The following is a 26,923-nucleotide window of genomic DNA, read 5'->3' as shown; positions in this document are numbered from 1 at the left end:
AGTTCGGCGCTCCGCCCTTTACGGCGTGGCGCGCACCCGCAACGGCAGGCGGGAAGCAGGCCACGCCAGAAGAATAAGGCCGACGCCAGCGGCGATGAAAAGCCCCACGGACCCCAGGATGCCGACCACCTGCGCGGCAATGAAGGCGCCCGTGGCCTGCCCGGCAAAGAAGCAGGTGGCATAAAGCGCCACCCCCGCCCCACGCGCCGTGGGCACCAGCTCGGTCGCCATGATCTGGATGGTGTTGTGCAGCATGTAGAAGCCGAAGCCCAGCAGCAGGAAGACGGCGATCACCAGCGGCAGGGTCGGCACCAGCACCGCCCCCATGAGGCACAACCCCGCCACCACCGCCCCGATGCCCGCCATGCCGGACAGGCCGAGCCGGTTCACCAGCACCCGCACCACCAGGGTATAGAGCACGCCGCCAAGCCCGAAGGCGCCGATGGCGAAGCCCGCTTCCACCGCGTGACCAAGTTCGTACGCGACGAGATGGGCGGCGACGAAAGGGAAACAGCCGAAGATGAGCCCGCCCTCGATGGCCGCCACCGCGAACAGGCGGATGGACAGGGGATTGGAGAAGACCACGAGGTAGCCCTTCAGCGCCCTGCCAAAGGAGAGCGTCTCCCGGGCCTTTGCCTCGGTGAGAAAGAGCGTTGCCCCGAGCGCCGCCGTACCCGTGACGCCGGCGCAGGCCCAGAACACCGCGCGCCAACCGAATGCGCTGGCGATCATGCCGGAAACCACGGCCCCGGAGAGCTGGCCAAGCACGATGGCTGACAGCAGCCGTCCGAGGGCGATGGGGCGCTCAGCATAGCTCACCCGGTCGCCCACCGTTGCTAGCGCAACGGGAATAACGCCCCCGGCCCAGCCGCCGGCCACGATGCGCCCGACAAGAAGCACGTCATGAGAGGGCGCGAGCGCACACAGCATCAAAGAGAGCGTCAGCATGGCGAGCGTGACGCGGATGAGGCGCACCCGTCCGAAGGCGTCTCCCGCCGGACCGAACACCAATTGGGTCGCCGCATAAGGCAAGGTGAAGGCTGTCGCCAGCAAGGCGGCGCGTTGCAGCGTCACCTGCAGGTCGGCCGCCACCAGCGTCAGCATGGGGTCCATGGCCCGCATGGAGACGGCGCTGGAAAAGCCCGCAAGGCCAAGAATAAGTAGGAAAGGCATGAAGATGCGCCGGGGATCGCGCGGGGGAGGCTCCCGTTTCCAATGCCCGCCGCCAGGGGTCAAGTCAGCACAACACATGGCCCAAACGCGGCGCCAGCGCCCACCGCATGGCTCATGTGCGGGTAATCATTGACACAGCGCACAAAATTCATACTTTGCAAGCTGTCGTCCGAGCTTTTTCGAGTCCAAGCGCGCCGATCGACGACCCCTCGCCCAGCCCGTACGGCACGGGACGCGCGATTACCGGCGTGCCGCCGCATCATAAAGATGCAATGTCATTTACCGAACTCGGCCTGAGCGAAAAGGTCCTCGCGGCCGTCAAGGAAACCGGCTACACGCAACCGACGCCCATCCAGGCGCAGGCCATCCCCCATGTGCTCGCGCGCCGCGATGTCCTGGGCCTTGCGCAGACCGGCACCGGCAAGACCGCCGCCTTCACGCTGCCCATGCTCACCCTGCTGGAGCAGGGACGTGCGCGCGCCCGCATGCCGCGCACCCTCATCCTCGAACCGACGCGCGAACTCGCGGCGCAGGTGGAGGAGAATTTCGTCCGCTACGGTTCCAACCATAAGCTCAACGTAGCGCTGCTGATCGGCGGCGTCTCGTTCGGTGACCAGGACACCAAGCTGGTTCGCGGCGTGGATGTGCTGATTGCCACTCCCGGCCGCCTGCTGGACCATGTGGAGCGGGGGCGCCTGCTGCTCTCGGGCATCGAGATCCTGGTGATCGACGAAGCCGACCGCATGCTCGACATGGGCTTCATCCCGGACATCGAGCGCATCTGCAAGCTGGTGCCCTTCACCCGGCAGACGCTGTTCTTCTCCGCCACCATGCCGCCGGAAATCCAGCGCCTGGTCTCGCAATTCCTGTCCAACCCGGTGCGGGTCGAGGTGTCCAAGCCCGCCTCCACCGCCACCACGGTGACCCAGCTCCTCGTCGCCTCGGGCAGCGAGGATTACGAAAAGCGCGAGACGCTGCGCGAGCTCATCCGCAATGCGGAAGGGCTCCAGAACGGCATCGTTTTCTGCAACCGCAAGCGTGACGTGGCGGTGGTGCACCGCTCTCTCCAGAAGCACGGCTTCAACGTGGTCTGCCTCCATGGCGACATGGACCAGCATGCCCGCACCCAGGCCCTCGACCAATTCCGCAGCGGCGAGGCGACGCTTCTGGTGGCCTCGGACGTGGCCGCCCGCGGCCTCGACATTCCGGCGGTGAGCCACGTCTTCAATTATGACGTGCCCCACCATTCGGAAGACTATGTGCACCGCATCGGCCGGACCGGCCGCGCCGGCCGCACGGGAACCACCATTGCCATCGTCACGCACGACGACGCCAAGTCTTTGGCGGCCATCGAGAAGCTGATCGGCAATCCCATCCCCTGGCAGGGCGAGCCCCTCGGCGAGGCGCCTCCGCGCGAACGTCGTGGCGACAAGCGCGGCCGGGACAAGGACCGCCGCAAGGATGGGGAACGTGGTGAGCGCGGCGAACGGAGCGAGCGCACCAAGCGCAGCAGCCGCGACAAGCCCCGGGACGAGGCCCGTCCGCCCCGCCGCGAGGAAGCGGAAGTCGCGGCCTCGCCCGCCCCCGCCCGCGAGCGGACCCGCGAACGCCCGGTGCGCGAAGCCGACGAGCGGGAAGCCCCCCGCCCCCGCAGCGAGCCCCGTGAGCGCAATGAGGCCCGCGAGCGTCCCGAGCCGCGCGAGCGCGCGGAAGCCCGGGATCGCAACGAGCCCCGCGACCGCTCCGAAGGCACCAAGCGTCCGCGCCGCGAGAACCGGCAGGACAATGAGCCCGCCGACATGTCCCACCTCCCCGCCTTCCTCCTGCGCCCCGTGCGGGTGAAGGCGAGCTGAGGCGGGCCTTGACGGGTCGATGGATGAAGTTCAAAGGCCGGGCATTGCCCGGCCTTGTTTGATTCAGAGGTACGTCCGCCACTTGATGAGCGCGTCAAGCCCCTCTCCAGCGACTGCGGCGACCGTCATAGAGCGCACGATCAAGCTAGTTTCGCTGCAAACACAGTGACTTGCCACTCGATCTTAAACCGACACCTTCACAAAAGAACCAATACTTCCCCCTGTCCGCCCACCAGCCGGTCACCCACGAGGCGCCGGGCGCGGCCGCTGAGGGAGCCACCGAAGAGGTCCGCCACCTCCGGCATGCGGCGCGCGAGCAGCGACAGGAAGATCAGGTCGTGCTCCCCGGCATCCCCGAAGCCGACCCCGAGAAGTTCCGGCGGCTGTTCAAGCACAAGCGTGCCGCGCTTCATGCCCACCCCCGCCTCGGGGCCAAGCGCGCCTTTGACCGCCATCGTTCCGGCAATCATGCGCTGGGCAGCGCCGGCGCCGGCGGATCCGGCAATGAGCACCAGCCCGCCGCGCAGGCGCACACAGGCCTGCGGGCCCACATCTCCGGCCACCCGCACCGTGCCGCCGGTCATGCCCCGCCGCTCACCGGGCAGGGCGCCGGCGAGGCGCGCCCCCGTACTGCCGCCAATTTCGATGTGCCCGCCCGCAAGGCCGGCCCCGACATCATCGCCCGCATTGCCCAGGATCTTGAGGTGTCCCTCCACCATGCCGGCGCCAGCCAGCGCGCCAACCGGGCCTTCCGCCAGCAGATGCCCACCGGCCATTCCCGCCCCCACATTGTCGAGGCGGTCATGCCCCTCCAGGGTCAAGCCCGCGCCGGGAGCACCGGACAGGGAGAAGACGTCCCCCAGCGCCACCGCGCTCGCGCCCACGAATACCGTGAGCCGCGCCACCGCCCCGGCATCGAGGCCGGCGAGGCGATCGGGCGTGATGCCGGTCATGTCCACCCGCGCGGGCGGGGCCGCCTTCAAGGCAAGGCGAAAGCCGGCGCCGCTCATGCCAGAAGCTCCCGCAGATGGAAGTGGAACGGCCCGAGATTGCCGCCATAATTGCCCGCATCGATGGCAAGGATGCCCGCCTCCTCGCCGAGCGCGCAGACCGCCGCGATGCCCGCCTTCATGCTGGCCGCCACCTCGCTGGCGCCAAGCCCATCAATGACGATTTCCAGAACGCTGCCCACGTCCGGCGTCAGGGCCGAGGGGACCTGCGCCCGCAAGGTCGGGCAATAGGCGCCGTTGGTGGAGGCGATGAGGCCGGGATATTTGGACCCGACCTTCGAGCCCGAGCGTACCACCCCGCCGGGGAAGGGCAGGATGGCGCCGCGCACCTGTCCCATGGCCTCCACCGCATATTCGGCCGCATGGAGCGCCGCCGCGCGCGAGCGGGCGAGGATGAGGAAATTGCCACCGCCAACCCCGTCCGTCACCGAGCCGGTGACCTCGTCGCAGACGAACTCACCCTCCATCACCGGAATGCGCCAGATGCGCTCGTCCCCCAGGCGCTTCGACACCTGGTGCCCGTCGCCGAAATAGCGCAGCGCCCGGCCCACCGGCACGGAGGCGCCGCCGGCAAGCCCGGCATAGCAGGCGGTGGTCGGGCAAGTGAGCACGCACTGGCCGACCCGGCTCGGCACGATCTTCTTCAGATCCTTCAGCGACATGGCGAAGATGAGGACGGAGACGCCCGGCCGCCCGTCCGGCGTCTCGTTGGCGGGAATGTCGGCCTCGATCCCCGCCTCGCAGCCGCAGCCAATGACCGAGGTGGCAAATCCGGTCAGGGTCTGCGCCGCAATGCGCGCCCAGCGGGCCGTATCGGCGGTGATGACGAGCCGCGTGCCCGCCATGGGGAAGGCTTCGGCGAAGCCGTCGCGGATTTCCACGCCGTTGCGGATGAGGGGCGCACTCATGGCGCGCACTCCACGCAGCTTGGCCCGTGCCCGTTCCGGATCTCCCCTTCGGCGATGCGGAAATGCTTGGCCTTCAGGCCGATGGCCTCGTCGAACCAGCGGTCCATGCGCTTGTCCATGAGCGGATCGTAATCGGGCTTCACCGCAAAGGTGCGCCCTTCCACCAGCGCCACCACCTCGCCATTGCGCACGATCTCCCGCCCATCCTTGAGCACGAGGCGGGGCGCGGAGAACATGGCCTCGCGGTCGGCGCCATCCTCATAGAGCACCACATCGCCCACCGCGCCCGGCGCCAGATGGCCGCGATCCTTCAGGCCGAGCGTGCGGGCCGGCGCGGCGCGGGTGACGATGGCGATCTCCTCCAGCGTGTATTCGCGCGTGAGGCTTTCCAGGTTCGTATGGGCGCGCGCCGCCTTATGCAGGCGGGCGAGCTGGGCGTTGCGGAAATCCCGGTCCATCAACAGCCGGATGAGATGGGGATAGGAGGTGAACGGCGCGCCATTGGGATGGTCGGTGGTCAGGAACACCCGCCAGGGATCCTCGATGAGCAGGAACAGCTCCAGCCCGATGGCCCATTGCAGGGCATTGACGAAGGATTTGTCCCGATAGGCGAAGGGCACCACGCCGCAGGCGGCGTCGCACTCAATGTCCATGCCGATCCATTTCTTCGGGTCGGCGATGCCGTGGTTGCGATATTGCGCCATCAGGTCGGCGGAGGCCGTGACCGTCTGGCCAAACACCACCTGCCCCACATCCACGGAGATGTGCGGATTGGCATTCACCGCCGCCGCCAGCTCCGCCGCGCCGGAGGAGAATTTGCGGTCGCCCGCCGTGCCGTAGGAATGGAACTGCACATGGGTGAGATGCAGCGGGAAGCCGTCGGTGGCGCCGATGGTGGCAAGCGTCGTGGCGATGTTGCCGGGGATCCCCAGATTGCAGCCGTGCAGATGGATAGGATGAGGCACGCCCAGTTCCGTCACCGCCCGCTGGAGGGTGGTGAGGATGCGCCGGGGGGTGAGGCCATAGAAGGGGCCCTGCTCGTCCAGGTCGAGCGACCGGCCATTGAACTTGAAGGCCGAGATGCCGCCGGGATTGACGATTTTGATGGCGCAGCACTGGGTGGCCCGCAGCATCCAGGCCACATAATCATTCACCGCCCCCTGACCTTCGCCCTGCGCGATGAGACGAAGCAAGGCGTCGTCATTGCCCAGCACCAGGAAGCCGCCGGTGTCGATATTGGGAATATCCGCCATTTCCAGATGGGCATGACGGGCATTGGCGCCCACCACCGCCGGCTCGAACACGGCGGTATAGCCCATCTGTGAATAGCGGCAGCCGGTGAGATGGGTGGTGGGGGCGGCCTGCCCGCCGCCGCAGCCACAGAAATCGCCGAAGGGCTCGGGAAAGGCCGCCCTGTCATTGGTCATGAGCAGGCGGGCGAGATTGACCTTGCCGCCGGCAATGTGGCTGTGCAGGTCGATGCCGCCAGCCATGACCACGCAGCCACGGGCATCATGGACCTGATGGGACGGCAAGGTGGGATCATCGGCCACCACGCGGCCATCCTCAATCACCACGTCGCGCACCACGTCCACGAGCCCGCTCGCGGGATCGAACACGCGCCCGCCGGAGACACGCACCCTCATGCCGCCCTCCCCGCCTGGAGAATGGCCGCAGCCGCCTGCGCCACCGAGGCAAGGCCTGCGTCGCGCAAACCCTCCAGCGGCAGGCAGACGACGCCGTCCATGCGGAACACCTGGCCGCCATGGTCGACGCCGGGCGTGCCCACGGGGATGAAGACCTCCGGCTCGCGGGCAAACTCTGTTTCGGGATGGGCGAGCGCGATCACCGGCCCCCGGTCAAACGCCGGCGGGGGATCGGGGCGGAAGGCGCTGGTGTGCAGGAGCAGGTCGGCATCCTTGAGCGCGGCGGCGGTCGCGTAGAGGCCGGGCGCGTGGCGCGCCTCCCCGCCGCCCACCAGGGTGCGCAGCGGATAGCCGAAGCGCCACAGCATCACCTGGTGCGCACCCAGGCCATTGTCCCGGCCACCCAGCGGGAAGACGGCGGCGCGGGTGGTGGCGTTGAGGGTGGCGACGATGTCCGCCGCCCGGCCCACCACCAGACCCGCCTCGCCCGACTGGAGGGTGGCCGCATTCCAGGTGAGGACGCCATAGCGGGCGGCTTTCAGAAGCCCGGCCACCTCCTGGAGCGCCTCCCCCAGCGCGCCCGCGAAGGCGCCGCCCAGATCCGCCAGGGAGCGGCCGGCCACGAAGGCGCCCAGCGCCGCCAAAGCCTCGGCCAACAGGCCATCCGGTACGGGCACCTCGCGCACGTCCTGCCCCGCCAGGAGATTGCGGGTGGCGGCCTCCGGCCCGTGGCCGAGGAAAACGATGGTGCGCCCCTGCGGCAGGAAGAGCGGGCCGGTTCCATCGGTCCGCGGGGCGGGAACCGCCCGCTCGAAGAAGCGGGAGTAGAGGCCCGTGGGATCGGCGCCCACAACCACCAGCACGTCGCAGCGATTGCGCAGTTCAGCGAGGGTGCACGCCACCCACCCCACCCGCTGGAGGGTGTCGAGATTGCGGAACAGGCCCTCGGAGGCCGCATGGTCGAGGCTGGCGCCGAAGCTCACGGCGAGATCGGCCAGCCCCCGCAGCCCCGCCACATCGGCGCCCAGGCCGGAAAAGGCGGCGGCCCGGCTGGCTTTCAGATGGGCGGCGGCGGCGGACGCGGCCTCCACCAGCGGCACCTCGCGCCCGCCGACGCGCGGGGCTGCGGGCTGGCCGGGGCCACGGCGCAACAGCCGCGCGGCCTCGGGACAGGCGCGACGGGGGCGCACCTCGCGGAACATGACAGCTACTTCCAGATCATCACAGCCCAGCCCGCAAAAGCCGCAGGCGAGATCGCTGACAATGCGCGGTGCCTGCGTCGACATGGCCTTGCCCGCCTCAGTCATATTTCACATAGGAAAAGCGCAGGTCGTTCTGCGGCGTGCCTTCCAATGGAGCGTCCGCCTCCAGGCCCGGCTGCCATTGCACGACCTCCTCGATCTTGGCGGCGAGCGCGAAGTCACGGACGGTGATGCCCTTGGCGTCGTGGGACATGAGGCGCACCTCCACCCAGGCATAGGAGGCGGTGAGATCGGGATGGTGCCAGGCGGCCTCGGCCAGATGGCCGACCGCATTGATGACCATCAGCGTGCCCTTCCAGCTGTTGGTGCGATAGGTGCGGCGGATCCAGCCGTCCTCATAGCGCCAATGGGGCAGGTGCGCGGACAGGTGCGCTTCGATCTCGTCCGACGAAAATGTGGCTTTGCGGTCCACGGCCATGCGACCTGCCTCCGGTGGTGGAAGTCCGATCAAGACGCCGCGGCGGTTGCCCGCTTGTCGTTGCAGTGCTCCGGCGTCCAGAAGGCCGCCGGGCCATGCGTCTGTTGTTTCAACAAGAGCTAACACGCCCGAGGGCGTGCGAAAAGTGACAAGCCTTACAGGCCCTTCTGCCGCTTGAAGGCGGTCAGGGTGTTCTGTAGCAGGCAGGCGATGGTCATGGGGCCGACGCCGCCGGGCACGGGGGTGATGAGGCCGGCAATGCCTTGCGCTTCCTCATAGGCCACGTCACCCACGAGGCGCGTCTTGCCGTCGCCCTTGGGCACGCGGTTGATGCCGACGTCAATGACGGTGGCGCCGGGCTTGATCCAGTCCCCGCGCACCATTTCCGGCCGACCGACGGCCGCCACCAGGATGTCGGCGGTGCGGCACTCGCCCGGCAAATCGCGGGTGCGGGAATGGGCGATGGTGACGGTGCAATCCTCCCGCAGCAGAAGCTGGGCGGCCGGCTTGCCCACGATGTTGGAGCGGCCCACCACCACAGCCTTCAGGCCAGCCAGATTGCCCAGATGATGCTTCAGCAGCATCACGCAGCCGAGCGGCGTGCAGGGCACGAGGGCATCAAGGCCCACCGCCAGGCGCCCGGCATTGACCACATGGAAGCCGTCCACATCCTTGGCGGGATCGATGGCGGCGAGCACCTTGTTGGTGTCGATATGGCCCGGCAGCGGAAGCTGCACCAGGATGCCGTTGACCTCCGGATCGGCGTTCAGACGCTCGACCAAAGCCAGCAGGTCCGCCTCGGCGGTCTCGGCGGGAAGGCGATGCTCGAAGGAGCGCATGCCCACTTCCACGGTCTGCGCCGCCTTGTTGCGCACATAGACGTGGCTCGCGGGGTCCTCGCCCACCAGCACCACGGCAAGGCCGGGCTTCTGTCCGGTCTGGGCGACGAGGCCTTCCACTTCCACCGCGATGCGGCCGCGCAGGCCGGCCGCGAATGCCTTGCCGTCGATGGGTTTGGTCTCGATCACGACTGTCCCCGCAAAATGGAAGCGCACATGAGGTTCACGGCGGACTTCTGGCCTGCGGCGCCTGCCCTGGCAAGCCCCGCCGCCGCGTCCCTGACCTGTTGGGACCGCATTCTTAAGGGGAAGATCGTTTTCGTAAAGAGAAAAATTTTATCCGCGGGGTGGAATATCACCAGCGGCCCAGCCCGCCTTCACCTGCGCCTTGTAGTCTCCGTACCGGCCTTCCGCGATGGCCTGGCGGGCGCCGCGCATGAGGTCCTGGTAATAATGGAGATTGGCCCAGGACAGCAGCATGCCGCCCAGCATCTCCCCGCACCGCACGAGGTGATGGAGATAGGCACGCGAATAGTCGCGCAGTGCCGGGCAATCGCTTTCCTCGTCCAGCGGGCGCGGATCGGAGGCGTGGCGGGCATTCTTCAGATTGATGCGGCCGAAGCGCGTGAAGGCCAAGGCATGGCGGCCGGACCGCGTGGGCATGACGCAATCGAACATGTCGATGCCCCGCGCCACCGCCTCCAGCAGGTCGTCCGGCGTGCCCACCCCCATGAGATAGCGCGGCTTGTGGGTGGGCAGATGGGGCTCCACCGTCTCGATCATGTCCAGCATGATCTCCTGTGGCTCGCCCACGGCAAGGCCGCCGATGGAATAGCCGGGGAAGTCCATGCCGGCCAGCGCCTGCGCCGATTCCACCCGCAGCGCCTTGACCGCCCCGCCCTGCACGATGCCGAACAGCGCCCGCCCCTTGGGCTGGCTCTCGAAGGCGCGCTTGCTGCGCTCCGCCCAGCGCAGGGAGAGGCGCATGGCGCGGGCGGCTTCCTCGTCGGTGCAGGGCAGGCGCACGCATTCATCCAGCTGCATCTGGATGTCGGCGCCCAGGAGCCCCTGGATCTCCACCGCCCGCTCGGGCGTGAGCTGGTGGACCGCGCCATCCACATGGGAGCGGAAGGTGACGCCGGTCTCGTCCAATTTGCGCAAGGCGGACAGGGACATGACCTGGAAGCCACCGGAATCGGTGAGGATCGGGCGCTCCCAGCGCATGAAGCGATGCAGCCCGCCCAGTTCCGCCACCCGCTCGGCACCGGGGCGCAGCATCAAATGGTAGGTGTTGCCCAACAGGATGTCGGCCCCGGTCGCCCGCACCTGCTCGGGATAGAGGCCCTTGACGGTGGCGACCGTCCCCACCGGCATGAAGGCGGGGGTCGCGATCTCGCCGCGCGGCGTGGAGATGACGCCCGTGCGCGCGGTGCCGTCCGTGGCGTTCAGGGTGAAGGCGAAGCGGCCTTCGGAAGAGGTGTGGGTCTCGGTCATGGACACTCAGCGCGCCGGGGCGCGATCGGGGAAGAGCAGGCTGGCATCGCCATAGGAATAGAAGCGATAGCCGGTTTCGATGGCATGGGCATAGGCACGCTTCTGCGTCTCATGGCCCACGAAGGCCGCCACCAGCATGACGAGGGTGGAGCGCGGCAAATGAAAGTTGGTCATCATCATATCCACGGCGCGGAAGGCATAGCCGGGGGTGATGAAGATGTCGGTCTCGCCCCGATAGGCGTGGAGCGTGCCGTCAGGCGCCGCCGCGCTTTCCAGAAGCCGGGTGGCGGTGGACCCCACCGCCAGGATGCGCCCGCCCGAAGCACGCACGCCGTTCAGTGTTTCAGCGACCTCAGCGCTCACCTCGCCCCATTCCGAATGCATGTGGTGGCCGGACGTATCTTCCGCTTTCACCGGCAGGAAGGTGCCGGGGCCCACATGCAGCGTCACGTGATGGAAGGCCGCGCCCGCCGCCCGGATCTGGTCCATGAGCGCAGGGGTGAAATGGAGGCTGGCGGTGGGCGCGGCCACCGAGCCCTCATTGCGGGCGAAGACGGGCTGATAGTCGGTGCGGTCGCGCGCATCCTCCGGCCGCTTGGCGGCGATGTAGGGCGGCAGCGGCATGTGCCCGACCTCCTGGAGGGCTGCGTCGAGGTCCGCGCCCGCCACGTCGAAGGCCAGCAGCACCTCCCCTTCCGCGCCGCGCCCGGTCACCTCGGCAACCAGCTCCCGCGCTGTGTCGGGATGGGTGAAGACGATGCGATCCCCCGCCACGAGGCGCTTGGCGGGCCGCGCGAAGGCCGCCCAGCGCGCTTCGTCGAGGCGCTTCACCAGGGTCGCCTCGATGTGGACGGTGGAGCCGCCCGCCCGCGTGCGGGTGCCGTCGAGGCGGGCGGGGATGACCTTGGTGTCGTTCACCACGACCGCATCGCCGGGGCGCAGCAGGGAGGGAAGATCGGCAATGCGTGCGTCGGTCAGCTCGGCCTCCGCGCCGGGGCGCACCACCAGAAGCCGCGCGCTCTCGCGCGGCGCGGCGGGGCGGAGCGCGATCCGCTCGGGAGGCAGTTCGAAATCGAAGGCGTCGACGCGCATCAGGCTTTCATCCAGGACGCGCGGCAGTTGGGCCGGCGCTGCGGAGCGCCTTCCTAGAGCCTCCCGGCGGCAAGGTGAAGCCCGGCCAGGGACGAACCTGCCGGGATGCGATCAGACCAGCGTGACCTTGCCGCTGCCCAATTCGTAAATGCCGGTGGCCAGCTTGACCTTGCCCGCCGCAATGGCGGCTCCGATGATCGGACTAGCCCCTCCGACCTCTGCGGCCGTCAGGCGGGCATTGGTGACGATGGCGGCGTCCAGAAGGTCGGGCCCCTGCCCCTTGGCCGCCTCGACCGCCGGCAGGATGCTCTTGATCAGCCCCGGCAGATGGCCAGGAAACTGCGCCTGCTGGGTGGCGGCCTTCACCGCGGCCCCGACGGCCCCGCAGGCGGTGTGGCCGAGCACCATCACCAGTGGCACGCCGAGATAGGCGACCGCATATTCCAGGCTGGCGAGGCCGTCATTATCCGCCACATTCCCGGCGACGCGCACCACGAACACATCGCCCGGCCCCTGGTCGAAGCACAGTTCGGGCGAGACGCGCGAATCGGAACAGCCGAGCACCGCGGCGATGGGATATTGCGCTTTCGCCTGCGCCAGCCGGCGGGCCGAGAAATCCCGATGCTCGGTGGTATTGACCACATAGCGGGCATTGCCGGCCATCAGCCGGTCGAGCGCCTCGCTGCCCGGAATGTCGTTGGGCGCCTTCTGGCCGGGCGGCAGTTCATCCGCCGCGAACGCCGGGCGCGTGAGACAGGCCCCAGCCAAGGCCGCCGCCCCGAACAAGAGACCGCGCCTGGAAAACCCGCTCTGACACCGAATGCACATGGTTTCATCCCCTCGCCTCGGTCTCTGCCAAGGTCAGGGTGGCACCATAGCGCAATTTGCCGAGATTGGCCGTCTTGCTCAGAAGATGGCGACCGCGCCCTGCCAGATGGCCCAACTCATGGCGGCTGTGATCAATAAGCCCAGCAAGGTGGCGAAGAAGCCCGCCAGAATCACCCCGCCATCGCGCTCCACGAGGCCAAGGCCGAAGACGCAGACCGCGAATCCCGGCGGCAGATTGCCCAGGAACGGGATGGGCAAAAGCAGGATGAACCCCAGCAGCACCACTGTCGCCCCCACGAGGCGGCGCGCGGTGGGGCCGGCAAAAGTCTCCATGCGCGGCCGCGACCAGCGCTCGAACCACATGATGTAAGGCCGCGAGCGGGTGACGATGGCCTCCAGCATGGAGCGCGAAAAAGTCTGGCGGGACACGCGCTCGGGCAGCCACAATTCCTGGCGGCCCATGGCCATCTGCAAGCCGATGAGCCCCAGAACGATGCCACAGATGACGGGAATGCCGGGCGGCATGGGGATGCAGTTGGGGATGCCGAACAGCAGGAAGATGATGCCGAAGGCCCTGTTGCGCAGTGCATTCACCAGGTCGCCAATCGCCACCTTTTCCCCCTCCTGGGAGGCCAGGACGGCGGCGAGCAGTTCGGAAGTCCGCGGCGTACGGTGATCCACAGGTGCCTCGATGAGATAGAGGCACACTCATAGCACCGAGAAAGCGGCGGTGTCAGGGCGGGGGGCGAAAGATACCCACACGCCCTGACCTAACGTCATGAAAGAAGGTCAATTGAGGAGGTAAATCCCCCCCACCGCCCGCAGCTCCGCCGGCTTGATGAGTTCGCAATGGGCCACCTTCACCGAATGCAGCGGGCCCTCCAGCTCGCGGCGCCAGAAGGCCAGGAACTTGTTGAGCTCGGGGAATTTCGGCGAGAGGTCGTAATCCTGCCAGATATAGGACTGTAGAAACGCGGGATGATCCGGCAGGTGGTAGAGGATCTCGGCCGTCACCAGGCCATAGCCGGAAATCTGCTTCACGAAGTCGCCGCAAGCCATGTTCGACACCTCCATGCACGCCACTGGCCCCACCTGCTTTTCAATCCGACGCGGTGGGAACGGATCCATTGTCGGCTGACAATCTTGCGCGAGCCAGACCAAAAAATGGTTTAAGCGTGCAAAAACAAGGCGTTAGCAGCGGTTCATCGAGACTGCTGACAACGACCTCCCGCGGGTCTCATCCGCTGCCGGCGGGCAGGCCGGAAACGGGGGAACAGCGCCGCTAGCACTCTGATCCGGTGAGTGCCAAAAAATGTGAGCAGCCCCCTTGCACCGGCTCCCCGCCCTCCTTAGATGGCGCCCAGGCCGCGACCGAACCTCGGCGTGGCCGGAATGAAGTCAAAGCCAATTGGAGGTTCCCCGATGGGTTTCCGTCCTCTGCACGACCGCGTGGTCGTGAAGCGCATCGAAGCTGAGCAGAAAACTGCCGGCGGCATCATCATCCCCGACACCGCCAAGGAAAAGCCCCAGGAGGGCGAGGTGGTGGCCGTGGGTCCGGGCGTGCGCAACGAGAAGGGCGAGCTGGTCGCGCTCGACGTGAAGGCTGGCGACCGCGTCCTGTTCGGCAAGTGGTCCGGCACCGAGGTCAAGATCGACGGCCAGGACCTGCTCATCATGAAGGAAAGCGACATCCTCGGCGTCGTCGAGGCCTCCGCTTCCGCCAAGAAGGCGGCGTGAGCCCCTTTTTCATCCTTTCCATCGTCCCAAGCTGAAGGAGCAGGCACATGGCTGCCAAGGACGTGAAATTTTCCGGCGATGCCCGTGAGAAGCTGCTGCGCGGCGTCGACATCCTCGCCAATGCGGTGAAGGTCACGCTCGGCCCCAAGGGCCGCAACGTGGTGATCGAGAAGTCGTTCGGCGCCCCGCGCATCACCAAGGACGGCGTATCCGTCGCCAAGGAGATCGAGCTCGAGGACAAGTTCGAGAATCTCGGCGCCCAGCTGGTCCGCGAAGTCGCTTCCAAGACCAATGACCTGGCCGGCGACGGCACCACCACCGCCACCGTGCTCGCCCAGGCGATCGTCAAGGAAGGCGCCAAGGCGGTGGCCGCCGGCATGAACCCGATGGACCTGAAGCGCGGCATCGACCTCGCGGTGGACGCCATCGTCAAGGACCTGGCCGCCAAGTCCAAGAAGGTGACCTCCAACGAGGAGATCGCCCAGGTCGGCACCATCTCCGCCAATGGCGATAGCGAGGTGGGCAAGTTCCTCGCCGAGGCCATGCAGAAGGTCGGCAACGAGGGTGTCATCACCGTCGAGGAAGCCAAGACCGCCGTCACCGAGCTCGACGTCGTGGAGGGCATGCAGTTCGACCGCGGCTACCTCTCCCCCTACTTCGTGACCAACGCCGAAAAGATGCGCGTTGAGTTCGAGGACCCCTACATCCTCATCCACGAGAAGAAGCTCGGCGCCCTCCAGGAGCTGCTGCCCGTTCTCGAGGCCGTGGTGCAGTCCGGCAAGGCGCTGGTCATCATCGCCGAGGACGTGGAAGGCGAGGCTCTGGCCACCCTCGTGGTCAACAAGCTGCGCGGCGGCCTGAAGGTCGCGGCCGTGAAGGCCCCCGGCTTCGGCGATCGCCGCAAGGCCATGCTGCAGGACATCGCGATCCTGACCGGCGGCCAGGCCATCTCCGAGGACCTCGGCATCAAGCTCGAGAACGTGAACCTCACCATGCTCGGCCGCGCCCGCAAGGTCGTGATCGAGAAGGAGAACACCACGATCGTCGACGGTGCCGGCGAGAAGGCCGACATCGAGGCCCGCGTCGCCCAGATCAAGGCCCAGATCGAAGAGACCACCTCCGACTACGACCGTGAGAAGCTCCAGGAGCGTCTCGCCAAGCTCGCGGGCGGCGTCGCGGTGATCCGCGTCGGCGGCGCGACCGAGGTCGAGGTCAAGGAGAAGAAGGACCGCGTGGACGACGCCCTGCACGCCACCCGCGCTGCGGTGGAAGAAGGCGTCCTGCCCGGCGGCGGCGTGGCCCTGCTGCGCTCCATCAAGGCCCTGGAAGGCCTGACCGGCGCCAACTCGGACCAGAAGACCGGCATCGAGATCGTCCGCCGCGCCATCCAGGCGCCCGCCCGCCAGATCGCCAGCAATGCCGGTGATGACGGCTCGGTGGTGGTCGGCAAGATCCTCGAGAATGCCGACTATGCCTTCGGCTACGACGCCCAGTCCGGCGCGTATGTGGACATGGTGAAGGCCGGCATCATCGACCCCACCAAGGTCGTGCGCACCGCGCTCCAGGATGCGGCCTCCATCTCGGCCCTCATCGTGACCACCGAAGCCCTCGTCGCCGACCTGCCCAAGAAGGGCGGCGCGGCGGCCCCCGCCATGCCCGGCGGCGGCATGGGTGGCATGGACTTCTGAGGAAGTCCAAGCCAACCAAGGCTTTAAGTGCCCAGCCGGCAGCGCCGGCTGGGTGGTGGCATGGACTTCTGAGGAAGTCCAAGCCAACCAAGGCTTTAAGTGCCCAGCCGGCAGCGCCGGCTGGGTGGTGGCATGGACTTCTGAGGAAGTCCAAGCCAACCAAGGCTTTAAGTGCCCAGCCGGCAGCGCCGGCTGGGTGGTGGCATGGACTTCTGAGGAAGTCCAAGCCAACCAAGGCTTTAAGTGCCCAGCCGGCAGCGCCGGCTGGGTCATTACTGGGTCTGAATTCGGAAAGGGCGTCGCGCGAGCGGCGCCCTTTCTGTTTGGGCGGCACAAACGAAAACGGCGGCCCGAGGGCCGCCGCCACATGCGTGAAGACAGAGCCGCTCAGCCCTGGTCAGGCACCGCCGTGCGGCGGGTCTTCAGGTAGGGCGGGCGGGGGATGGAGGAATGGGCCGCCCGCAGGGCCGCTGACCAGCGCTCGCGCAGATCATGGAAATAGGGCTCGCCCGGCTCGATCCGATAGCGCAGCTCGGCTTCCAGGGCGTCGGGGCACAGCACCAGCACGTCGATGGGCAGGCCCACGCCGAGATTCGAGCGCATGGTGGAATCCATGGAGATGAGGCTGGATTTCAGCGCGTCGGCAATGTCCATGTCATAGGTCACGGCGCGGTCCAGCACCGGCTTGCCGTATTTATGCTCGCCGATCTGAAGGAAAGGCGTGTCGGTGGTGCATTCGATGAAATTGCCGGCCGAATAGACCATGAAGAGCCGCAGCGGCCCGCCGGCAATCTGTCCGCCCAGCAGGAAGGACACGTCGAAGCTCACATTGCTCTGTTCCAGCGCCCCGCCGTCCAGCGAATGGACCTGGCGGATGGCCCGGCCCACCAATTGGGCGGCCTGGAACATGGTGCGCGAGTCGCGCAGCATCTGCCGCTCGCCAGCCTCGTGGTCCTCCACCCCTTCATGGAGCAGGCTCACCACCGATTGGGACACAGACAGATTCCCGGCCGAGGCCAGCGCCATCACATAATGGCCGGGCTCCTCGAAGACGTGGAGCTTGCGGAAGGTGGAGATGTTGTCGAGGCCCGCATTGGTGCGCGTGTCCGCCACCATCACCAGGCCTTCCCGAACCAGAACCCCGCAACAATATGTCATTGCCTTCCCTCGCCTCGACGGACTTATAGCCAGCCCTTGCGGCCGGCCGCAATCCGCGAGACCCCGCGAGGGGAATATGATTTTCGTGTCCGGCGCAGTGTCGCCTCCCGGCAACGCTTCCGCTGGCCCCGCCCTCAATCGCCCTCCTGGAGCTCCCCGCGGCGGAACGGGCCGAGCTCAGCAAGATCCGCCCCCGCCTCCTGCACATAGGCCCGCTCGCGCTCCAGATACTGGGCGACGCCCCGCCGCAAGGCGGGGTCGGCGATGTAGTGGGCCGAATAGGTGGGGGTGGGCAGATAGCCGCGCGCCAGCTTGTGCTCGCCCTGCGCGCCCGCTTCCACCACCGCGAGACGGTGGGCGATGGCATAGTCGACGGCCTGGTGGTAGCAGACCTCGAAATGGAGGAAGGGATGATCCTCCACCGCCCCCCAATAGCGCCCATAGAGCGTGCTGGCACCGATGAGATTAAGCGCGCCCGCAATGTAACGCCCTTCCCGCTTCGCCATCACCAGCAGCACCTGGTCGGCCATGCGCTCGCCCAGCAGCGAGAAGAAGCGGCGGTTGAGATAGGGCCGCCCCCATTTGCGCGCGCCGGTGTCCATGTAAAAGGCGAAGAAGGCATCCCAGGCGGCTTCGGTGATGTCAGGCCCGGTGAGCCAGTCGATGGTGATGCCGGCCGAAAGCGCCTCGCGCCGCTCCCGCCGCAGGGCCTTGCGCTTGCGGGAGGCGAGTTCCTCCAGGAAATCCTCGTAGGAGCCGTAGCCCTTGTTGGTCCAGTGGAATTGCTGGTCCATGCGCTGGAGGAAGCCAAGGCGCGCCAGATGCTCCCACTCCCCCTTGGTGGCGAAGGTCACATGGGCGGAGGAGGCGCGGTGCTGGCGGGCAAGTTCCACGAGGCCGGCGGCGAGCAAGGTGCCCGCCTCCGCTTCGTCCGCAGCGGCGCGCACCAGCAGGCGGCGGCCGGTGACGGGCGTAAAAGGGACGGCCACCTGGAGTTTGGGATAATAGCGCCCGCCGGCCTGCTCATAGGCTTCCGCCCAGCCCTGGTCGAAGACATATTCGCCGCGCGAATGGGACTTCAGATAGACCGGCGCCACCGCCCGCACCCCTTCGGCGCCGTCCAGCACCAGATGCTGGGGCGCCCAGCCGGTGCGGGGGGCGGCGCTGCCCGATTCCTCCAGGGCCTGAAGGAAGGCATGGGATACGAAAGGCTCAGGGCGCGCCGCGGCGCCGGCTGCACAGGCGTCCCAGGCTTCGGGCGGGATCTCGGAGAGCGAGGAGAGAATGCGCAAGCGGGTCTCGGACATGGTGCCCCATCATATGCGTGCGGTGCAGCGATGGGGAACGGGCCGCCCGCTCACTTCTTCGGATAGGGCTTGAGGATGAGGATCTCCAAATCGTTCTGCGGCCAGAAATCTTTCGCTTTCATCTGGAAGGTGGTGGGGCCGATCTTCTTGGCCCCGGTCCCGCAAAAGCTGAGAAGGTAATCCGGCGCGCCCTTGTCGATGGTCAGCGTGAAGTCGCCGATGGGGCCGTACCAATTGGCGCCGGTCTTCAGCACATAGCCGATGAAGGCCTCCGAATAGGCCATGCGATCCTGCTTCTGCGCCTCCCGCGTCGCCTTCTGGAGGCTCGCCATGAGGGCCGGCTCGACGCAATATTTGTCGCGCTGGGCCTTGATGAGGTTCACGTAATCCGGCTCGCCCTTCATTTCCGAGCCCAGGATGGTGCCCACCGAGGTGCCGACGCTCGGCTTGTAGCGGTGCTCGACCTTCAGGTCCTTCTTCGCCGGGAAGGTCTGCATCCAGTAGAAGGTGGTGCGCAGGGTCCACAGCGGCGCGAAGTGGCGCTCCATGCCCTTGCCCACGTCATAATCGTCCCGCCGCACCAGGCCCAGTTCCAGCAAGGTCTGCTGCTTGTCCTCGGGCAAGGCGTCCAGCGCCTTGAGGGTGTCGGGCGACAGCGGATTGAGCGGCACCTTCAGGTCGGTGAGCAATTGGGTGCGGTCGAGGCCGAAGGCCGTCACCCGCAATTCCACCTTGGTCTCCACCGGCTTGCCGTCCACGACGGTGGCGAAGTCGAGGAAATTGGGCGAGCCGGGATTGGGCACCGCCACGTCCTGCTCCAGGTACCGCACGTCCGGCATGGGGAAGGCGACGAGAACGGTGGTGTCCTTCTCCGCGTTGGAATGGAAGATGTAGGAGACGCGCACCTCCTTCTCGGAGATGAACAGATCTTCCGAGCGCATCTCCACTTCATCGTTTGGCACGAAGACCAGCCCGCCCGCCTCAAGTGCCGCGGTGGTGTCATTGGCGCGGGCGGCGCCGGTCAAAGCCAGCAGGGAGAGGGCAAGGCAGGTGGACAGAAGGGCGCGGCGCATGAAAGTCTCGCGTCATGGGGTGCCGCGCGGGAGCACCGCGCGGCGAGACAAAGGCCGCACTTTTCTAGCACATTCTCGCAGTCGGGACCGCGCCCGCAGGGCAGCCCGCCCGTTTAGGGCCGAAAGCCCTCGAAGATGATCTGGTCCGCCGACTTGGACGCGAGACTGCGCTCGGCCTCAGTGCGCACGGTCCAGGCCAGCACCGGGACGGAAAAGGCCCGCGCGACGCGCACCGGCAAGGCCGGCAAGTCGCCGACCCGATAGGCCACGAATTGGAAGCGCGAGGCGCGCCAGTGCAGCAGGTTCGCTTGCGCGAGGCGATCCTTCAGCGAGCAAGGCGCCCCCTCCCCGGTCAGGGGGGCGCGTTGGGCGACGATGCCGCGCGGCACGCCAGGGGCGAACTCCGCCAGCGCCGCCACCACCTTGGGATCGAACGACATAAGCGCGCAGGTGCCCCGATAGGTGGAGGCGAGCCGCGCCGCCCGCCTGGCAAGCCGCAGGTCGCCGGAAAAGTCGCTCTTGACCTCGATGAGCACGGGCATGCGCCCGTTCACTCGGCCGAACAGTTCCGGCAAGGACATCATCCGGTCTGAGGTGTCCCTGAGCGGAATGCGGCGCAGGGCGTTGCTGTTGAAATTGGCCAGCGCCCCGTCCGCGACCGTCAGCCGCTCCAGGGTTGGGTCATGGAAGACCATGGCCTCCGCATCGCGGCTGAGCTGGACATCCACCTCCACCGCATAATTGGCGTCGATGGCGGCGTCGATGGCCGAGGCCGTGTTCTCGATGCGACCCGCCGAACGGTCGTGCAGCCCGCGATGGGCCACCGGACGGCGGGTCAGGAAGGTCAGGTCGACCATGGGGGCGCCTTCGGTCGAATCAGGCCACTTCGATGATGGCTTCGACCTCGACCGCCGCGTCGAACGGCAGAGCCGCGATTCCCACCGCCGAGCGGGCATGGCGGCCCTTGTCGCCGAGAACTTCGACAAAGAAGTCCGAGCAGCCATTCACCACTTTGGGCTGGTCCACGAAGTCGGGCGTGGAATTGACGAAGCCGACGAGCTTCACCACCCGCACCACCTTGTCGAGGTCGCCCACGGCGGCCTTCACCTGGGCGAGGATGTTGATGGCGCACAGCCGCGCGGCGGCCCGGCCGGTCTCGATGTCGACGCCGCCGCCGAGCTTGCCGGTCATCAGCTTACCGCTGCCGTCGATGGACACCTGGCCGGACACCATGAGCAGGTTGCCCGTGCGCACCACCGGCACATAATTGGCGAGCGGCGCCACCGGGGTGGGAAGGGTGATCCCGAGTTCAGCCAGCTTCTGCTCGACGGTTTGCGACATTCTCGCCTCCAGCCACACCTGGGCGTAGGATACGCCCTCAAATTGCCGCCCTCTCTTGGCCGATGGGCGGAGGCCGCGCAAGCAGCCAGGACACATTCACGCTTGGTATCGTCGAAGGGCGACACCAGCACCTCGACCTCGGCGGTCGGGGCACGCTCGTGGGTTAAGCCGCGCAAGCGGCAAGATTGGGGCTGGCCGGCGCGCCTTTGGGACACGGCCCCCCGCAGAAGGACGGTCGGCATGATGCTATTGGCCCGCTTGACCCCAGCCGGCGCCGGTGCGGCGGCAGTGATCGCGCTGCTGTCGGCCACAGCCGCGCACGCGGGATCGCTGCTGCCCCATCGGGTCGGCTACGCCCTCGCCCTTGATGCCTCCCGCTCCTCCCAGCAATTGGAGAGCGCGAACGGCCGGCTGGACTACGAGATCAAGGGCAATGCCTGCGAGGGCTACAGCGTCAATATGCGCCAGTCCAACGTGCTGGAGCCGGGCGAGGGAAGCCCCGTGCGCTCCGACATGGCCTCCGCCACCTGGGAGGACGGCAAGGGCGCGGCCTACCGCTTCAAGACCGTGAACCGCGTCGGCGGCGAGGTGAAGTCGGACGTGGATGGCATCGTCAACCGCACCGCCACCGGCGCCACCGTGCAACTGACCAAGCCGAAGGCCGAGACGGTGGAGTTGAAGGGCGACATCCTCATGCCCACCGAGCATGTGGAAAAGGTAATCGCCGCCGCCCAGGCCGGCGAGGCGCTCTATGAGGCGCGGGTGTTCGACGGGTCGGAGGACGGCCAGAGGGTGTTCTCCACCCTCGCGGTCATCGGCCGCCCCGCCATGGATGCCAAGGGCCTGCCCCAGGCGGCGGATGCCGCCCTCGCGGGGATCACCTACTATCCCGTCACCATCTCCTATTTCGACGAAGACAGCGCCGATTCGACGCCCGAATACACCATGACCATCACGCTCTACGACAATGGGGTGATCGGGCGGGTGTCCATCGACTATGGCGATTTTGTCCTGCGCGGCGTGATGTCCAGCTTCGAGGCGCTGCCGGTGGGCGCGCCTTGTGCGCAATAGGCGCGGCCATGCGCTACCTGCACCTGACCATAAGAGGGCGCGTCCAGGGGGTCGGCTATCGCGCCTGGTGCGCCCGGGAAGCAGAGCGGCTCGGCCTGACCGGGTGGGTGCGCAATCGCGCGAGCGGCGCGGTGGAGGCAGTCTTCGCAGGGCCGGACGAAGTGGTCACCGCCTTGGCGCAGGCCTGCCGGGCCGGGCCACCTGGCGCGCGGGTGGACGACATCCTGGCGCACGAGGCCTCCGAGGCGGCGCTGGCGGCCAGCGGCGGCGCGGGTCCCTTCGTGGTGCTGCCCACACTGTAGCAACGATGTGACGCTCGCCGCCGGAATGACTGCGCGCGACCCGCGGGCATGGCCTGTTGCGTCCACCGCGTTTATAGCTCGCATGTGTCGCCAGCTTGCGGAGTGCCCTGTGCCACCGAGCGCATCGGCGGAGACGGGTTCGCTCCGCTTCCAACTTCCCCCCGGAGGCTATGTCCACCGGGAAGTGCCCCCTCCGGCGCCCTGGTGGGCGGAGCCTTGGGGCGTGGCGCTGGTGCTGGTGCTGTGGGGCCTTGCCCATGCGGCCATCGCCGTCTTCATGGAGACGGCGATCAATGTGGATGACGCGGTCGAGAGCTATCTCGTCCAGTCGCTCGAATTCTCCTATGTGCCGCGCAATCCCCCAGTGTTCGACTGGCTGCTTTATGCCATCCAGCGGGTGACGGGGCCGGGCCTGTTGTCCTTCGCCATCCTGCGCTACGCGCTGCTGGTGGGAACCGCGCTCCTGGTCTACCGGGTGGCGCGCCGAGCCATCTTTGATCCGCGCCTGCAGGCGCTGGCGGTCTATTCGCTCTCGCTGCTGTGGGTGGTGGGCTATCACAGCCACCGCATCCTGACCCATTCCAACATCATGATCCTGGCCATTGCGGGCACCATGCTCACGGTGGCGGCGCTGGCGCAGGAAAAGCGCGCCAGTCTCTATGCGGCGCTCGGCGTCTGGATCGCGGTCGGCATTCTCGGCAAGTTCGGCTATCTCGCCTTCTTCGGCGCGCTGGTCATCTCCTGCCTGCTGGAACAGAGCTATCGCCGGGTGATCCTCGACTGGCGCATGCTCTTGTCGCTGCTGGTCGCGGCGGTGCCGCTTGCCGTCTATGCGGGCTTCCTCATCGTCCTCAAGCAGGACGTGGTGGCGGCGACCGCCGATGTGGTGGCCGCCAATGCCAAGCCGGACTGGGTCAAGGTGATGGACACCTTCGCCGGCGCCTGGATCGGCTATCTCCTGCCTTTCCTGGCCGTGGCGTGCCTCGTCTTCCTGCCCTTCAACCGGGGGGAAGGCGCGCGCATTCCGACCCCCGAGCAGCGGGCGCTGCGCCATGTGCTGCGCTCCATGTTCCTCATCGGAACCATCGGCACCGCCATCGCGGTGATGGCCGCCGGCTCGGTCAGCATCCGCGACCGCTATTTCCACGTCTTCTTCCTGTTCTCCACCGTCTATGTGTTCGCCGAGGCGGAGCGCCTGGGCGGCTGGCAGGATCGGGTGAAGATCTACCTGACCATCGTTTTCCTGGTGGCCATCGGCGTCATGGGTGCGCGCGCGGCGGTGACACTCTGGCCGGATCCGCGCCTGTGCGGGCGCTGCGTGGCCGCCGAGCCGCTGGGCAAGATTCGCCCCGTCGTGCTCGCCCAGCTGGGTGATCGGCCCACCTTGGTCGCCGCCGACCGCCTCTCCGCCGGACGCCTGCGCGCCGCCGTGCCGGAGGCGCGGGTGGTGATCGTCAACGAACCCGGTTATCGCCCCCCGCCCCGCCCGGCCACCGGCTGCGGGCAGGTGACCGGCGTCGTGAACGGCTCGGGCGCCTTCGCTCCGCCGCGCATGGAAGGCACCGCCATCGATGTGTGGGCCAAATGGTGGTCGCCGCTCATGAAGCCGCGGCGCGAGAGCTTCTGGCAGATCACGCCGCTCAAGGTCGACGATCCGCTCTGCCAGTAGGACGGGCTGACGCCCCGCCGCGCCCCGAGGGCGCGACGGGGGGTGGCGGCGCAGCCGGGCTTTGCAGCCCTCAGGCCAGCGACAGCGTGAGCGGCACGCCGGGCGCCAGGCGCTCCAGCCGGTCGCCGAGGCCCAGCGCCTTGAAGGCACGAGCAAGGTCGTCCTCGGTCTCGGTGAAGTGCGCCCAGCCTTCATTGTGAACGGCGATGATGCGGGCGCGGGGAAAGGCGTGGGCCGCCTCGATGGCATCGTTCGTGTCCATGGTGAGGTGGAACGAGCCGCGCGTCTTGGCCGAACCCGTGAACAGCACCACCACCTTGGGATCGAACCGCCGTGCCACCTCGGCGACGCCCTCGTACCAGACCGTGTCGCCGCTCACATAGACCGCGTCACCTTCCCGCTCCCGGCCGAGGGCAAAGCCCACCACGTCGCCGGCGATGGGCTCGATGCCCACGGGTCCATGCCGGGCCGGCGTGGCGGTGACGATGACACGCCCCCCGTCGGAGCAGGTCACCGGATGGCTTTGCCAGGGCGCGAGGCCCACGGCGCGGCCGGCGGAAAGCCCCAGCCGGCTTTCCGCCACCTGCGTGGTGAGGGTCAGTGGCACCCGGTCCAGCAAGGCGCGGCCGGACAGGTCCAGATTGTCCTTGTGCTGGTCGTGGCTCAGCAGGACCGCGTCCAGATGTCCGAGCGCATCGATCGGCAAGGCCGGGCTGGTCCGCTTTTCCAGGGTGACGGCGCCCGGATAGGCCTGCGGCGCGTCGAAGGTGGGGTCGGTGAGGAAACGCAGGCCCGCCAGTTCCACCAGAACCGTGGGACCGCCAATGAGGGTGAAGGTGATGTCATCTGCCATGAAGGCCTCCCGCAAGGATGTGAAAAGCGGGATAGGCCCTGGCGACCTGAGCGGGAATTCGCCAAGTTCTCACAATGACTGATCGAAATCGCACAAGCCTCGACTGGGACGATTTGCGCTACTTCATGGCGCTCTCCCGCCACGGCTCGCTCTCGGCGGCCGCGCGCAGCCTGGGCGTCAACCATGCCACGGTCTCCCGCCGCATTGCCGCGCTGGAGGCGCAGCTGGAGGCACCGCTGTTCGAGCGCACGGCGGAGGGGTATGCCCTGACCGCCGCCGGCCGGAACACGCTGGCCGCCGCCGCCGCCATGGAGCGGGCGGCCTCCGGCCTTGGCACCGGCGCACCGGCCGCCGATGCCCCACGGCTTGGCCGGGTGCGGGTGACGGCGACGCCGAGCCTCTCGGAATGCTTCCTGCTGGAGCGCCTGACCGGCCTGCTGTCTCATCATCCCGGCCTTGACCTCGACCTCATCGCGGACCGGCGCGCCATCAGCCTCGCGCGGCGAGAGGCGGACATTGCCCTGCGCCTGGCACGCCCCAAGGAGGGCGACCTGCTGGCCCGGCGCCTGACCGGGCTGGCCTTCGGCTTCTATGCCCGGCCAAGCTGGGTGGAGCGCCTCGCGGACGGTGAGCCGCCCTGTTTCGTCACCTTCGACGATGGCGGCGCCCATCTGCCGGAAGCGCTGTGGCTCGCCCGGAGCTTTCCCGGCGCCCGCGCGGTGTTCCGCACCAACAGCGAGGCGGCCTTGGCCCAGGCCGCGCGCTCGGGATGCGGAATCGCACTCCTGCCCCGCTTCATCGGCGCGTTTGATCCCGATCTGGTGCCCATCGACCTGAAGGTCGCCCCACCCTCGCGCGAACTGTGGCTGCTGCGCCGGCCGGAGGACGAGCCGGCCGTGGAACTGGTGGCGCAATTCCTGGCGGATCTGTTCCGCCGCGAACGGCGTCGGTTCGAGGGGTCCGTCTTTGCCGCTCTCGACGAGGCCTGAGCCCCAAAGCAAATGGCCGGGCAAGAGCCCGGCCATCGCAGATTTAAACGTGAATCCGAAGAGCCGTAAGGCTCACTCGGGCAAAAACTCACTCGGGCTTGGGCGCCAGGCGCGCGGTGACGATCTTGTCGGGATCCTTCACCGGCTCGCCGCGCTTGATCTGGTCCACATTCTCCATGCCGGAGATGACCTCGCCCCACACGGTATACTGGCCGTCCAGGAAGCGGGCATCGCCGAAGCAGATGAAGAACTGGCTGTCGCCGGAATCCGGGTTGGCCGCGCGGGCCATGGAGACCGTGCCGCGGGTGTGGGGCTGGCGGTTGAACTCGGCCTTCAGCTTCTTGCCCGAGCCGCCCATGCCGGTGCCGGTGGGATCGCCGGTCTGGGCCATGAAGCCGTCAATGACGCGGTGGAACGGCACGCCATTATAGAAGCCCTCGGAGACCAGCTCCTTGATGCGGGCCACATGCCCGGGGGCGAGGTCGGGGCGCAGTCCGATGGTCACGTCGCCCTTGGTGGTTTCCAGGATGATCACGTCTTCGGCCATGGATGTCTCCTTGTGCGGCTCGAAAGGTTGGTGAGAGGCGAGGCGGGGCGCTTACTTGGCGTCCGCCGCCACCTGCATCTTCACGATCCGGTCGGGGGTGGCGACCGCGCCATTATTGGCCTGCGACCCCTTCTTGATCTTGTCGACGAACTCCATGCCCGAGACCACTTCGCCCACGACGGTATATTTGCCATCGAGGAAGGGGGCAGCGTCGAAGCAGATGAAGAACTGGGAATTGGCGCTGTCCGGCGAGGAGGAACGGGCCATGCCCACGGTGCCGCGCTTGAACGGCACATTGGAGAATTCAGCCGGCAGGTTCGGATACTTGGACCCGCCCGTGCCGTTGCCATATTGCCCGTCGCCCGTCTGGGCCATGAAGCCGTCGATGACGCGGTGGAACGGCACGTTGTTATAATAGCCCTCGCGCGCCAGCAGCTTCAGGCGCTCGGCATGCTTGGGAGCAATGTCCGGGCGCAGCGCGATGACCACCCGGCCATAGGGCGTGTCCAGATAGAGCGTGTTCTCCGGGTCGAGCTTGGGCTTCGACTGGGCAAGGGCCGGACCTGCGACGGCAGCCGCGAGCGCGAGGCCGAGAACGGAGCGGCGCGCGAGGCCGGCACCGGTGGAAGCGGTCATGGAGAAATCTCCTCGGATGGCTTCGCCCA

Annotated in this window: 27 protein-coding genes; 7 read left to right on the top strand and 20 right to left on the bottom strand. The window is 67.6% G+C overall.

What is annotated here, in order from left to right; all coding sequences use genetic code 11:
• Positions 1-18: 18 nt before the first annotated feature.
• Complete coding sequence (locus J5J86_RS17195) at positions 19-1,173, bottom strand: MFS transporter (protein ID WP_209100173.1); 1,155 nt, start codon at positions 1,171-1,173, stop codon at positions 19-21.
• 272 nt (positions 1,174-1,445) lie between these two features.
• On the opposite strand from J5J86_RS17195, the gene J5J86_RS17190 reads away from it, so the two are divergent.
• A complete protein-coding gene (locus tag J5J86_RS17190; RefSeq protein WP_209100171.1) occupies positions 1,446-3,026 on the top strand; it encodes a DEAD/DEAH box helicase in 1,581 nt (526 codons plus the stop codon).
• A 197-nt stretch (positions 3,027-3,223) separates the two neighbouring features.
• Here J5J86_RS17190 and J5J86_RS17185 read toward each other — a convergent pair whose 3' ends face one another.
• The 11 genes from J5J86_RS17185 to J5J86_RS17135 form a co-directional block, all read right to left on the bottom strand.
• Positions 3,224-4,036, bottom strand: coding sequence for a formylmethanofuran dehydrogenase subunit C (locus J5J86_RS17185; RefSeq protein WP_209100169.1), 813 nt, complete (start codon positions 4,034-4,036; stop codon positions 3,224-3,226).
• Positions 4,033-4,944, bottom strand: coding sequence for a formylmethanofuran--tetrahydromethanopterin N-formyltransferase (gene fhcD, locus J5J86_RS17180; protein ID WP_209100167.1), 912 nt, complete (start codon positions 4,942-4,944; stop codon positions 4,033-4,035). The genes J5J86_RS17185 and fhcD overlap by 4 nt, the downstream gene beginning before the upstream one ends.
• Positions 4,941-6,590, bottom strand: coding sequence for a formylmethanofuran dehydrogenase subunit A (locus J5J86_RS17175; RefSeq protein WP_209100165.1), 1,650 nt, complete (start codon positions 6,588-6,590; stop codon positions 4,941-4,943). Before J5J86_RS17175 ends, fhcD begins: the two co-directional genes overlap by 4 nt.
• Complete coding sequence (locus J5J86_RS17170) at positions 6,587-7,876, bottom strand: formylmethanofuran dehydrogenase (RefSeq protein WP_209100163.1); 1,290 nt, start codon at positions 7,874-7,876, stop codon at positions 6,587-6,589. Before J5J86_RS17170 ends, J5J86_RS17175 begins: the two co-directional genes overlap by 4 nt.
• Before the next feature lie 13 nt (positions 7,877-7,889).
• Positions 7,890-8,270 (bottom strand): 4a-hydroxytetrahydrobiopterin dehydratase, encoded by a 381-nt coding sequence (locus tag J5J86_RS17165; RefSeq protein WP_209100161.1) that lies wholly within the window; start codon positions 8,268-8,270, stop codon positions 7,890-7,892.
• A gap of 155 nt (positions 8,271-8,425) precedes the next feature.
• Positions 8,426-9,298 (bottom strand): bifunctional methylenetetrahydrofolate dehydrogenase/methenyltetrahydrofolate cyclohydrolase FolD, encoded by an 873-nt coding sequence (gene folD, locus J5J86_RS17160; protein WP_209100159.1) that lies wholly within the window; start codon positions 9,296-9,298, stop codon positions 8,426-8,428.
• Positions 9,299-9,445: 147 nt separating this feature from the next.
• Positions 9,446-10,603: a tRNA guanosine(34) transglycosylase Tgt gene (gene tgt, locus J5J86_RS17155; RefSeq protein WP_209100157.1), complete on the bottom strand. Its 1,158-nt coding sequence runs from the start codon at positions 10,601-10,603 to the stop codon at positions 9,446-9,448.
• Positions 10,604-10,609: 6 nt separating this feature from the next.
• Complete coding sequence (gene queA, locus J5J86_RS17150) at positions 10,610-11,695, bottom strand: tRNA preQ1(34) S-adenosylmethionine ribosyltransferase-isomerase QueA (RefSeq protein ID WP_209100155.1); 1,086 nt, start codon at positions 11,693-11,695, stop codon at positions 10,610-10,612.
• 111 nt (positions 11,696-11,806) lie between these two features.
• Complete coding sequence (locus J5J86_RS17145) at positions 11,807-12,463, bottom strand: carbonic anhydrase (RefSeq protein WP_247657664.1); 657 nt, start codon at positions 12,461-12,463, stop codon at positions 11,807-11,809.
• A 138-nt stretch (positions 12,464-12,601) separates the two neighbouring features.
• Positions 12,602-13,231, bottom strand: coding sequence for an exopolysaccharide biosynthesis protein (locus tag J5J86_RS17140; protein ID WP_247657663.1), 630 nt, complete (start codon positions 13,229-13,231; stop codon positions 12,602-12,604).
• An 81-nt stretch (positions 13,232-13,312) separates the two neighbouring features.
• On the bottom strand, positions 13,313-13,582 hold the full coding sequence (locus J5J86_RS17135; protein ID WP_209100145.1) for an usg protein: 270 nt from the start codon (positions 13,580-13,582) through the stop codon (positions 13,313-13,315).
• Positions 13,583-13,945: 363 nt separating this feature from the next.
• Here J5J86_RS17135 and groES point away from each other — a divergent pair, with 363 nt between their 5' ends.
• Entirely contained in the window at positions 13,946-14,260 is a 315-nt protein-coding gene (gene groES, locus J5J86_RS17130) for a co-chaperone GroES (RefSeq protein WP_209100143.1), read from the top strand.
• Between the two features lie 47 nt (positions 14,261-14,307).
• Entirely contained in the window at positions 14,308-15,948 is a 1,641-nt protein-coding gene (groL, locus tag J5J86_RS17125) for a chaperonin GroEL (RefSeq protein ID WP_209100141.1), read from the top strand.
• 387 nt (positions 15,949-16,335) lie between these two features.
• On the opposite strand, the gene J5J86_RS17120 is transcribed toward groL, so the two are convergent.
• The 5 genes from J5J86_RS17120 to J5J86_RS17100 all read right to left on the bottom strand — a co-directional run bounded on the left by J5J86_RS17120 (position 16,336) and on the right by J5J86_RS17100 (position 20,827).
• Complete coding sequence (locus J5J86_RS17120) at positions 16,336-17,106, bottom strand: proteasome-type protease (RefSeq protein ID WP_209100139.1); 771 nt, start codon at positions 17,104-17,106, stop codon at positions 16,336-16,338.
• A 134-nt stretch (positions 17,107-17,240) separates the two neighbouring features.
• Entirely contained in the window at positions 17,241-18,413 is a 1,173-nt protein-coding gene (locus J5J86_RS17115) for a GNAT family N-acetyltransferase (RefSeq protein ID WP_209100137.1), read from the bottom strand.
• A gap of 50 nt (positions 18,414-18,463) precedes the next feature.
• Complete coding sequence (locus J5J86_RS17110; RefSeq protein ID WP_209100135.1) at positions 18,464-19,486, bottom strand: DUF4424 domain-containing protein; 1,023 nt, start codon at positions 19,484-19,486, stop codon at positions 18,464-18,466.
• A gap of 113 nt (positions 19,487-19,599) precedes the next feature.
• Positions 19,600-20,343, bottom strand: a complete 744-nt coding sequence (locus tag J5J86_RS17105; protein WP_209100133.1) for a glycerophosphodiester phosphodiesterase family protein — start codon at positions 20,341-20,343, stop codon at positions 19,600-19,602.
• 19 nt (positions 20,344-20,362) lie between these two features.
• Positions 20,363-20,827 (bottom strand): RidA family protein, encoded by a 465-nt coding sequence (locus J5J86_RS17100; RefSeq protein WP_209100131.1) that lies wholly within the window; start codon positions 20,825-20,827, stop codon positions 20,363-20,365.
• Positions 20,828-21,067: 240 nt separating this feature from the next.
• Between J5J86_RS17100 and J5J86_RS17095 the strand changes: the two genes are divergently transcribed.
• The 3 genes from J5J86_RS17095 (at position 21,068) to J5J86_RS17085 (ending at position 23,869) form a co-directional block, all read left to right on the top strand.
• Entirely contained in the window at positions 21,068-21,898 is an 831-nt protein-coding gene (locus J5J86_RS17095; protein WP_209100129.1) for a cell envelope integrity EipB family protein, read from the top strand.
• Between the two features lie 8 nt (positions 21,899-21,906).
• The gene (locus J5J86_RS17090) at positions 21,907-22,200 is read left to right on the top strand and encodes an acylphosphatase (RefSeq protein WP_209100127.1); all 294 of its coding nucleotides are present in this window, start codon (positions 21,907-21,909) and stop codon (positions 22,198-22,200) included.
• Positions 22,201-22,423: 223 nt separating this feature from the next.
• Positions 22,424-23,869, top strand: a complete 1,446-nt coding sequence (locus tag J5J86_RS17085; protein ID WP_209100125.1) for an ArnT family glycosyltransferase — start codon at positions 22,424-22,426, stop codon at positions 23,867-23,869.
• Positions 23,870-23,939: 70 nt separating this feature from the next.
• Here J5J86_RS17085 and J5J86_RS17080 read toward each other — a convergent pair whose 3' ends face one another.
• Positions 23,940-24,722 carry an MBL fold metallo-hydrolase gene (locus J5J86_RS17080; protein WP_209100123.1) on the bottom strand — a complete coding sequence of 261 codons (783 nt, stop codon included), beginning with the start codon at positions 24,720-24,722 and terminating at the stop codon, positions 23,940-23,942.
• A 74-nt stretch (positions 24,723-24,796) separates the two neighbouring features.
• Between J5J86_RS17080 and J5J86_RS17075 the strand changes: the two genes are divergently transcribed.
• Complete coding sequence (locus J5J86_RS17075; protein WP_209100121.1) at positions 24,797-25,711, top strand: LysR family transcriptional regulator; 915 nt, start codon at positions 24,797-24,799, stop codon at positions 25,709-25,711.
• Positions 25,712-25,799: 88 nt separating this feature from the next.
• Here the strand turns inward: J5J86_RS17075 and J5J86_RS17070 are convergent, their stop codons facing one another.
• Together J5J86_RS17070 and J5J86_RS17065 are read right to left on the bottom strand one after the other, a co-directional pair.
• Positions 25,800-26,258, bottom strand: a complete 459-nt coding sequence (locus J5J86_RS17070) for a peptidylprolyl isomerase (protein WP_209100118.1) — start codon at positions 26,256-26,258, stop codon at positions 25,800-25,802.
• A gap of 51 nt (positions 26,259-26,309) precedes the next feature.
• A complete protein-coding gene (locus J5J86_RS17065; protein WP_209100116.1) occupies positions 26,310-26,894 on the bottom strand; it encodes a peptidylprolyl isomerase in 585 nt (194 codons plus the stop codon).
• Positions 26,895-26,923: the final 29 nt, after the last annotated feature.

The sequence above is a fragment of the Aquabacter sp. L1I39 genome, from assembly GCF_017742835.1.
GTDB lineage: Bacteria > Pseudomonadota > Alphaproteobacteria > Rhizobiales > Xanthobacteraceae > L1I39.
This window is presented reverse-complemented; position numbering and strand designations above follow the sequence as displayed.

What these genes read in the sequence shown, in the direction of transcription:
- J5J86_RS17105 (WP_209100133.1), bottom strand. Translation starts at nt 20,343, where the DNA reads ATGGTCGACCTGACCTTCCTGACCCGCCGTCCGGTGGCCCATCGCGGG.
- J5J86_RS17110 (WP_209100135.1), bottom strand. Translation starts at nt 19,486, where the DNA reads ATGCGCCGCGCCCTTCTGTCCACCTGCCTTGCCCTCTCCCTGCTGGCT.
- J5J86_RS17185 (WP_209100169.1), bottom strand. Translation starts at nt 4,036, where the DNA reads ATGAGCGGCGCCGGCTTTCGCCTTGCCTTGAAGGCGGCCCCGCCCGCG.
- J5J86_RS17065 (WP_209100116.1), bottom strand. Translation starts at nt 26,894, where the DNA reads ATGACCGCTTCCACCGGTGCCGGCCTCGCGCGCCGCTCCGTTCTCGGC.
- J5J86_RS17075 (WP_209100121.1), top strand. Translation starts at nt 24,797, where the DNA reads ATGACTGATCGAAATCGCACAAGCCTCGACTGGGACGATTTGCGCTAC.
- J5J86_RS17135 (WP_209100145.1), bottom strand. Translation starts at nt 13,582, where the DNA reads ATGGCTTGCGGCGACTTCGTGAAGCAGATTTCCGGCTATGGCCTGGTG.
- J5J86_RS17115 (WP_209100137.1), bottom strand. Translation starts at nt 18,413, where the DNA reads ATGTCCGAGACCCGCTTGCGCATTCTCTCCTCGCTCTCCGAGATCCCG.
- tgt (WP_209100157.1), bottom strand. Translation starts at nt 10,603, where the DNA reads ATGACCGAGACCCACACCTCTTCCGAAGGCCGCTTCGCCTTCACCCTG.
- fhcD (WP_209100167.1), bottom strand. Translation starts at nt 4,944, where the DNA reads ATGAGTGCGCCCCTCATCCGCAACGGCGTGGAAATCCGCGACGGCTTC.
- J5J86_RS17120 (WP_209100139.1), bottom strand. Translation starts at nt 17,106, where the DNA reads ATGACATATTGTTGCGGGGTTCTGGTTCGGGAAGGCCTGGTGATGGTG.
- J5J86_RS17100 (WP_209100131.1), bottom strand. Translation starts at nt 20,827, where the DNA reads ATGTCGCAAACCGTCGAGCAGAAGCTGGCTGAACTCGGGATCACCCTT.
- J5J86_RS17165 (WP_209100161.1), bottom strand. Translation starts at nt 8,270, where the DNA reads ATGGCCGTGGACCGCAAAGCCACATTTTCGTCGGACGAGATCGAAGCG.
- J5J86_RS17190 (WP_209100171.1), top strand. Translation starts at nt 1,446, where the DNA reads ATGTCATTTACCGAACTCGGCCTGAGCGAAAAGGTCCTCGCGGCCGTC.
- J5J86_RS17090 (WP_209100127.1), top strand. Translation starts at nt 21,907, where the DNA reads ATGCGCTACCTGCACCTGACCATAAGAGGGCGCGTCCAGGGGGTCGGC.
- J5J86_RS17170 (WP_209100163.1), bottom strand. Translation starts at nt 7,876, where the DNA reads ATGTCGACGCAGGCACCGCGCATTGTCAGCGATCTCGCCTGCGGCTTT.
- J5J86_RS17175 (WP_209100165.1), bottom strand. Translation starts at nt 6,590, where the DNA reads ATGAGGGTGCGTGTCTCCGGCGGGCGCGTGTTCGATCCCGCGAGCGGG.
- J5J86_RS17070 (WP_209100118.1), bottom strand. Translation starts at nt 26,258, where the DNA reads ATGGCCGAAGACGTGATCATCCTGGAAACCACCAAGGGCGACGTGACC.
- J5J86_RS17095 (WP_209100129.1), top strand. Translation starts at nt 21,068, where the DNA reads ATGATGCTATTGGCCCGCTTGACCCCAGCCGGCGCCGGTGCGGCGGCA.
- queA (WP_209100155.1), bottom strand. Translation starts at nt 11,695, where the DNA reads ATGCGCGTCGACGCCTTCGATTTCGAACTGCCTCCCGAGCGGATCGCG.
- groES (WP_209100143.1), top strand. Translation starts at nt 13,946, where the DNA reads ATGGGTTTCCGTCCTCTGCACGACCGCGTGGTCGTGAAGCGCATCGAA.
- J5J86_RS17080 (WP_209100123.1), bottom strand. Translation starts at nt 24,722, where the DNA reads ATGGCAGATGACATCACCTTCACCCTCATTGGCGGTCCCACGGTTCTG.
- groL (WP_209100141.1), top strand. Translation starts at nt 14,308, where the DNA reads ATGGCTGCCAAGGACGTGAAATTTTCCGGCGATGCCCGTGAGAAGCTG.
- J5J86_RS17195 (WP_209100173.1), bottom strand. Translation starts at nt 1,173, where the DNA reads ATGCCTTTCCTACTTATTCTTGGCCTTGCGGGCTTTTCCAGCGCCGTC.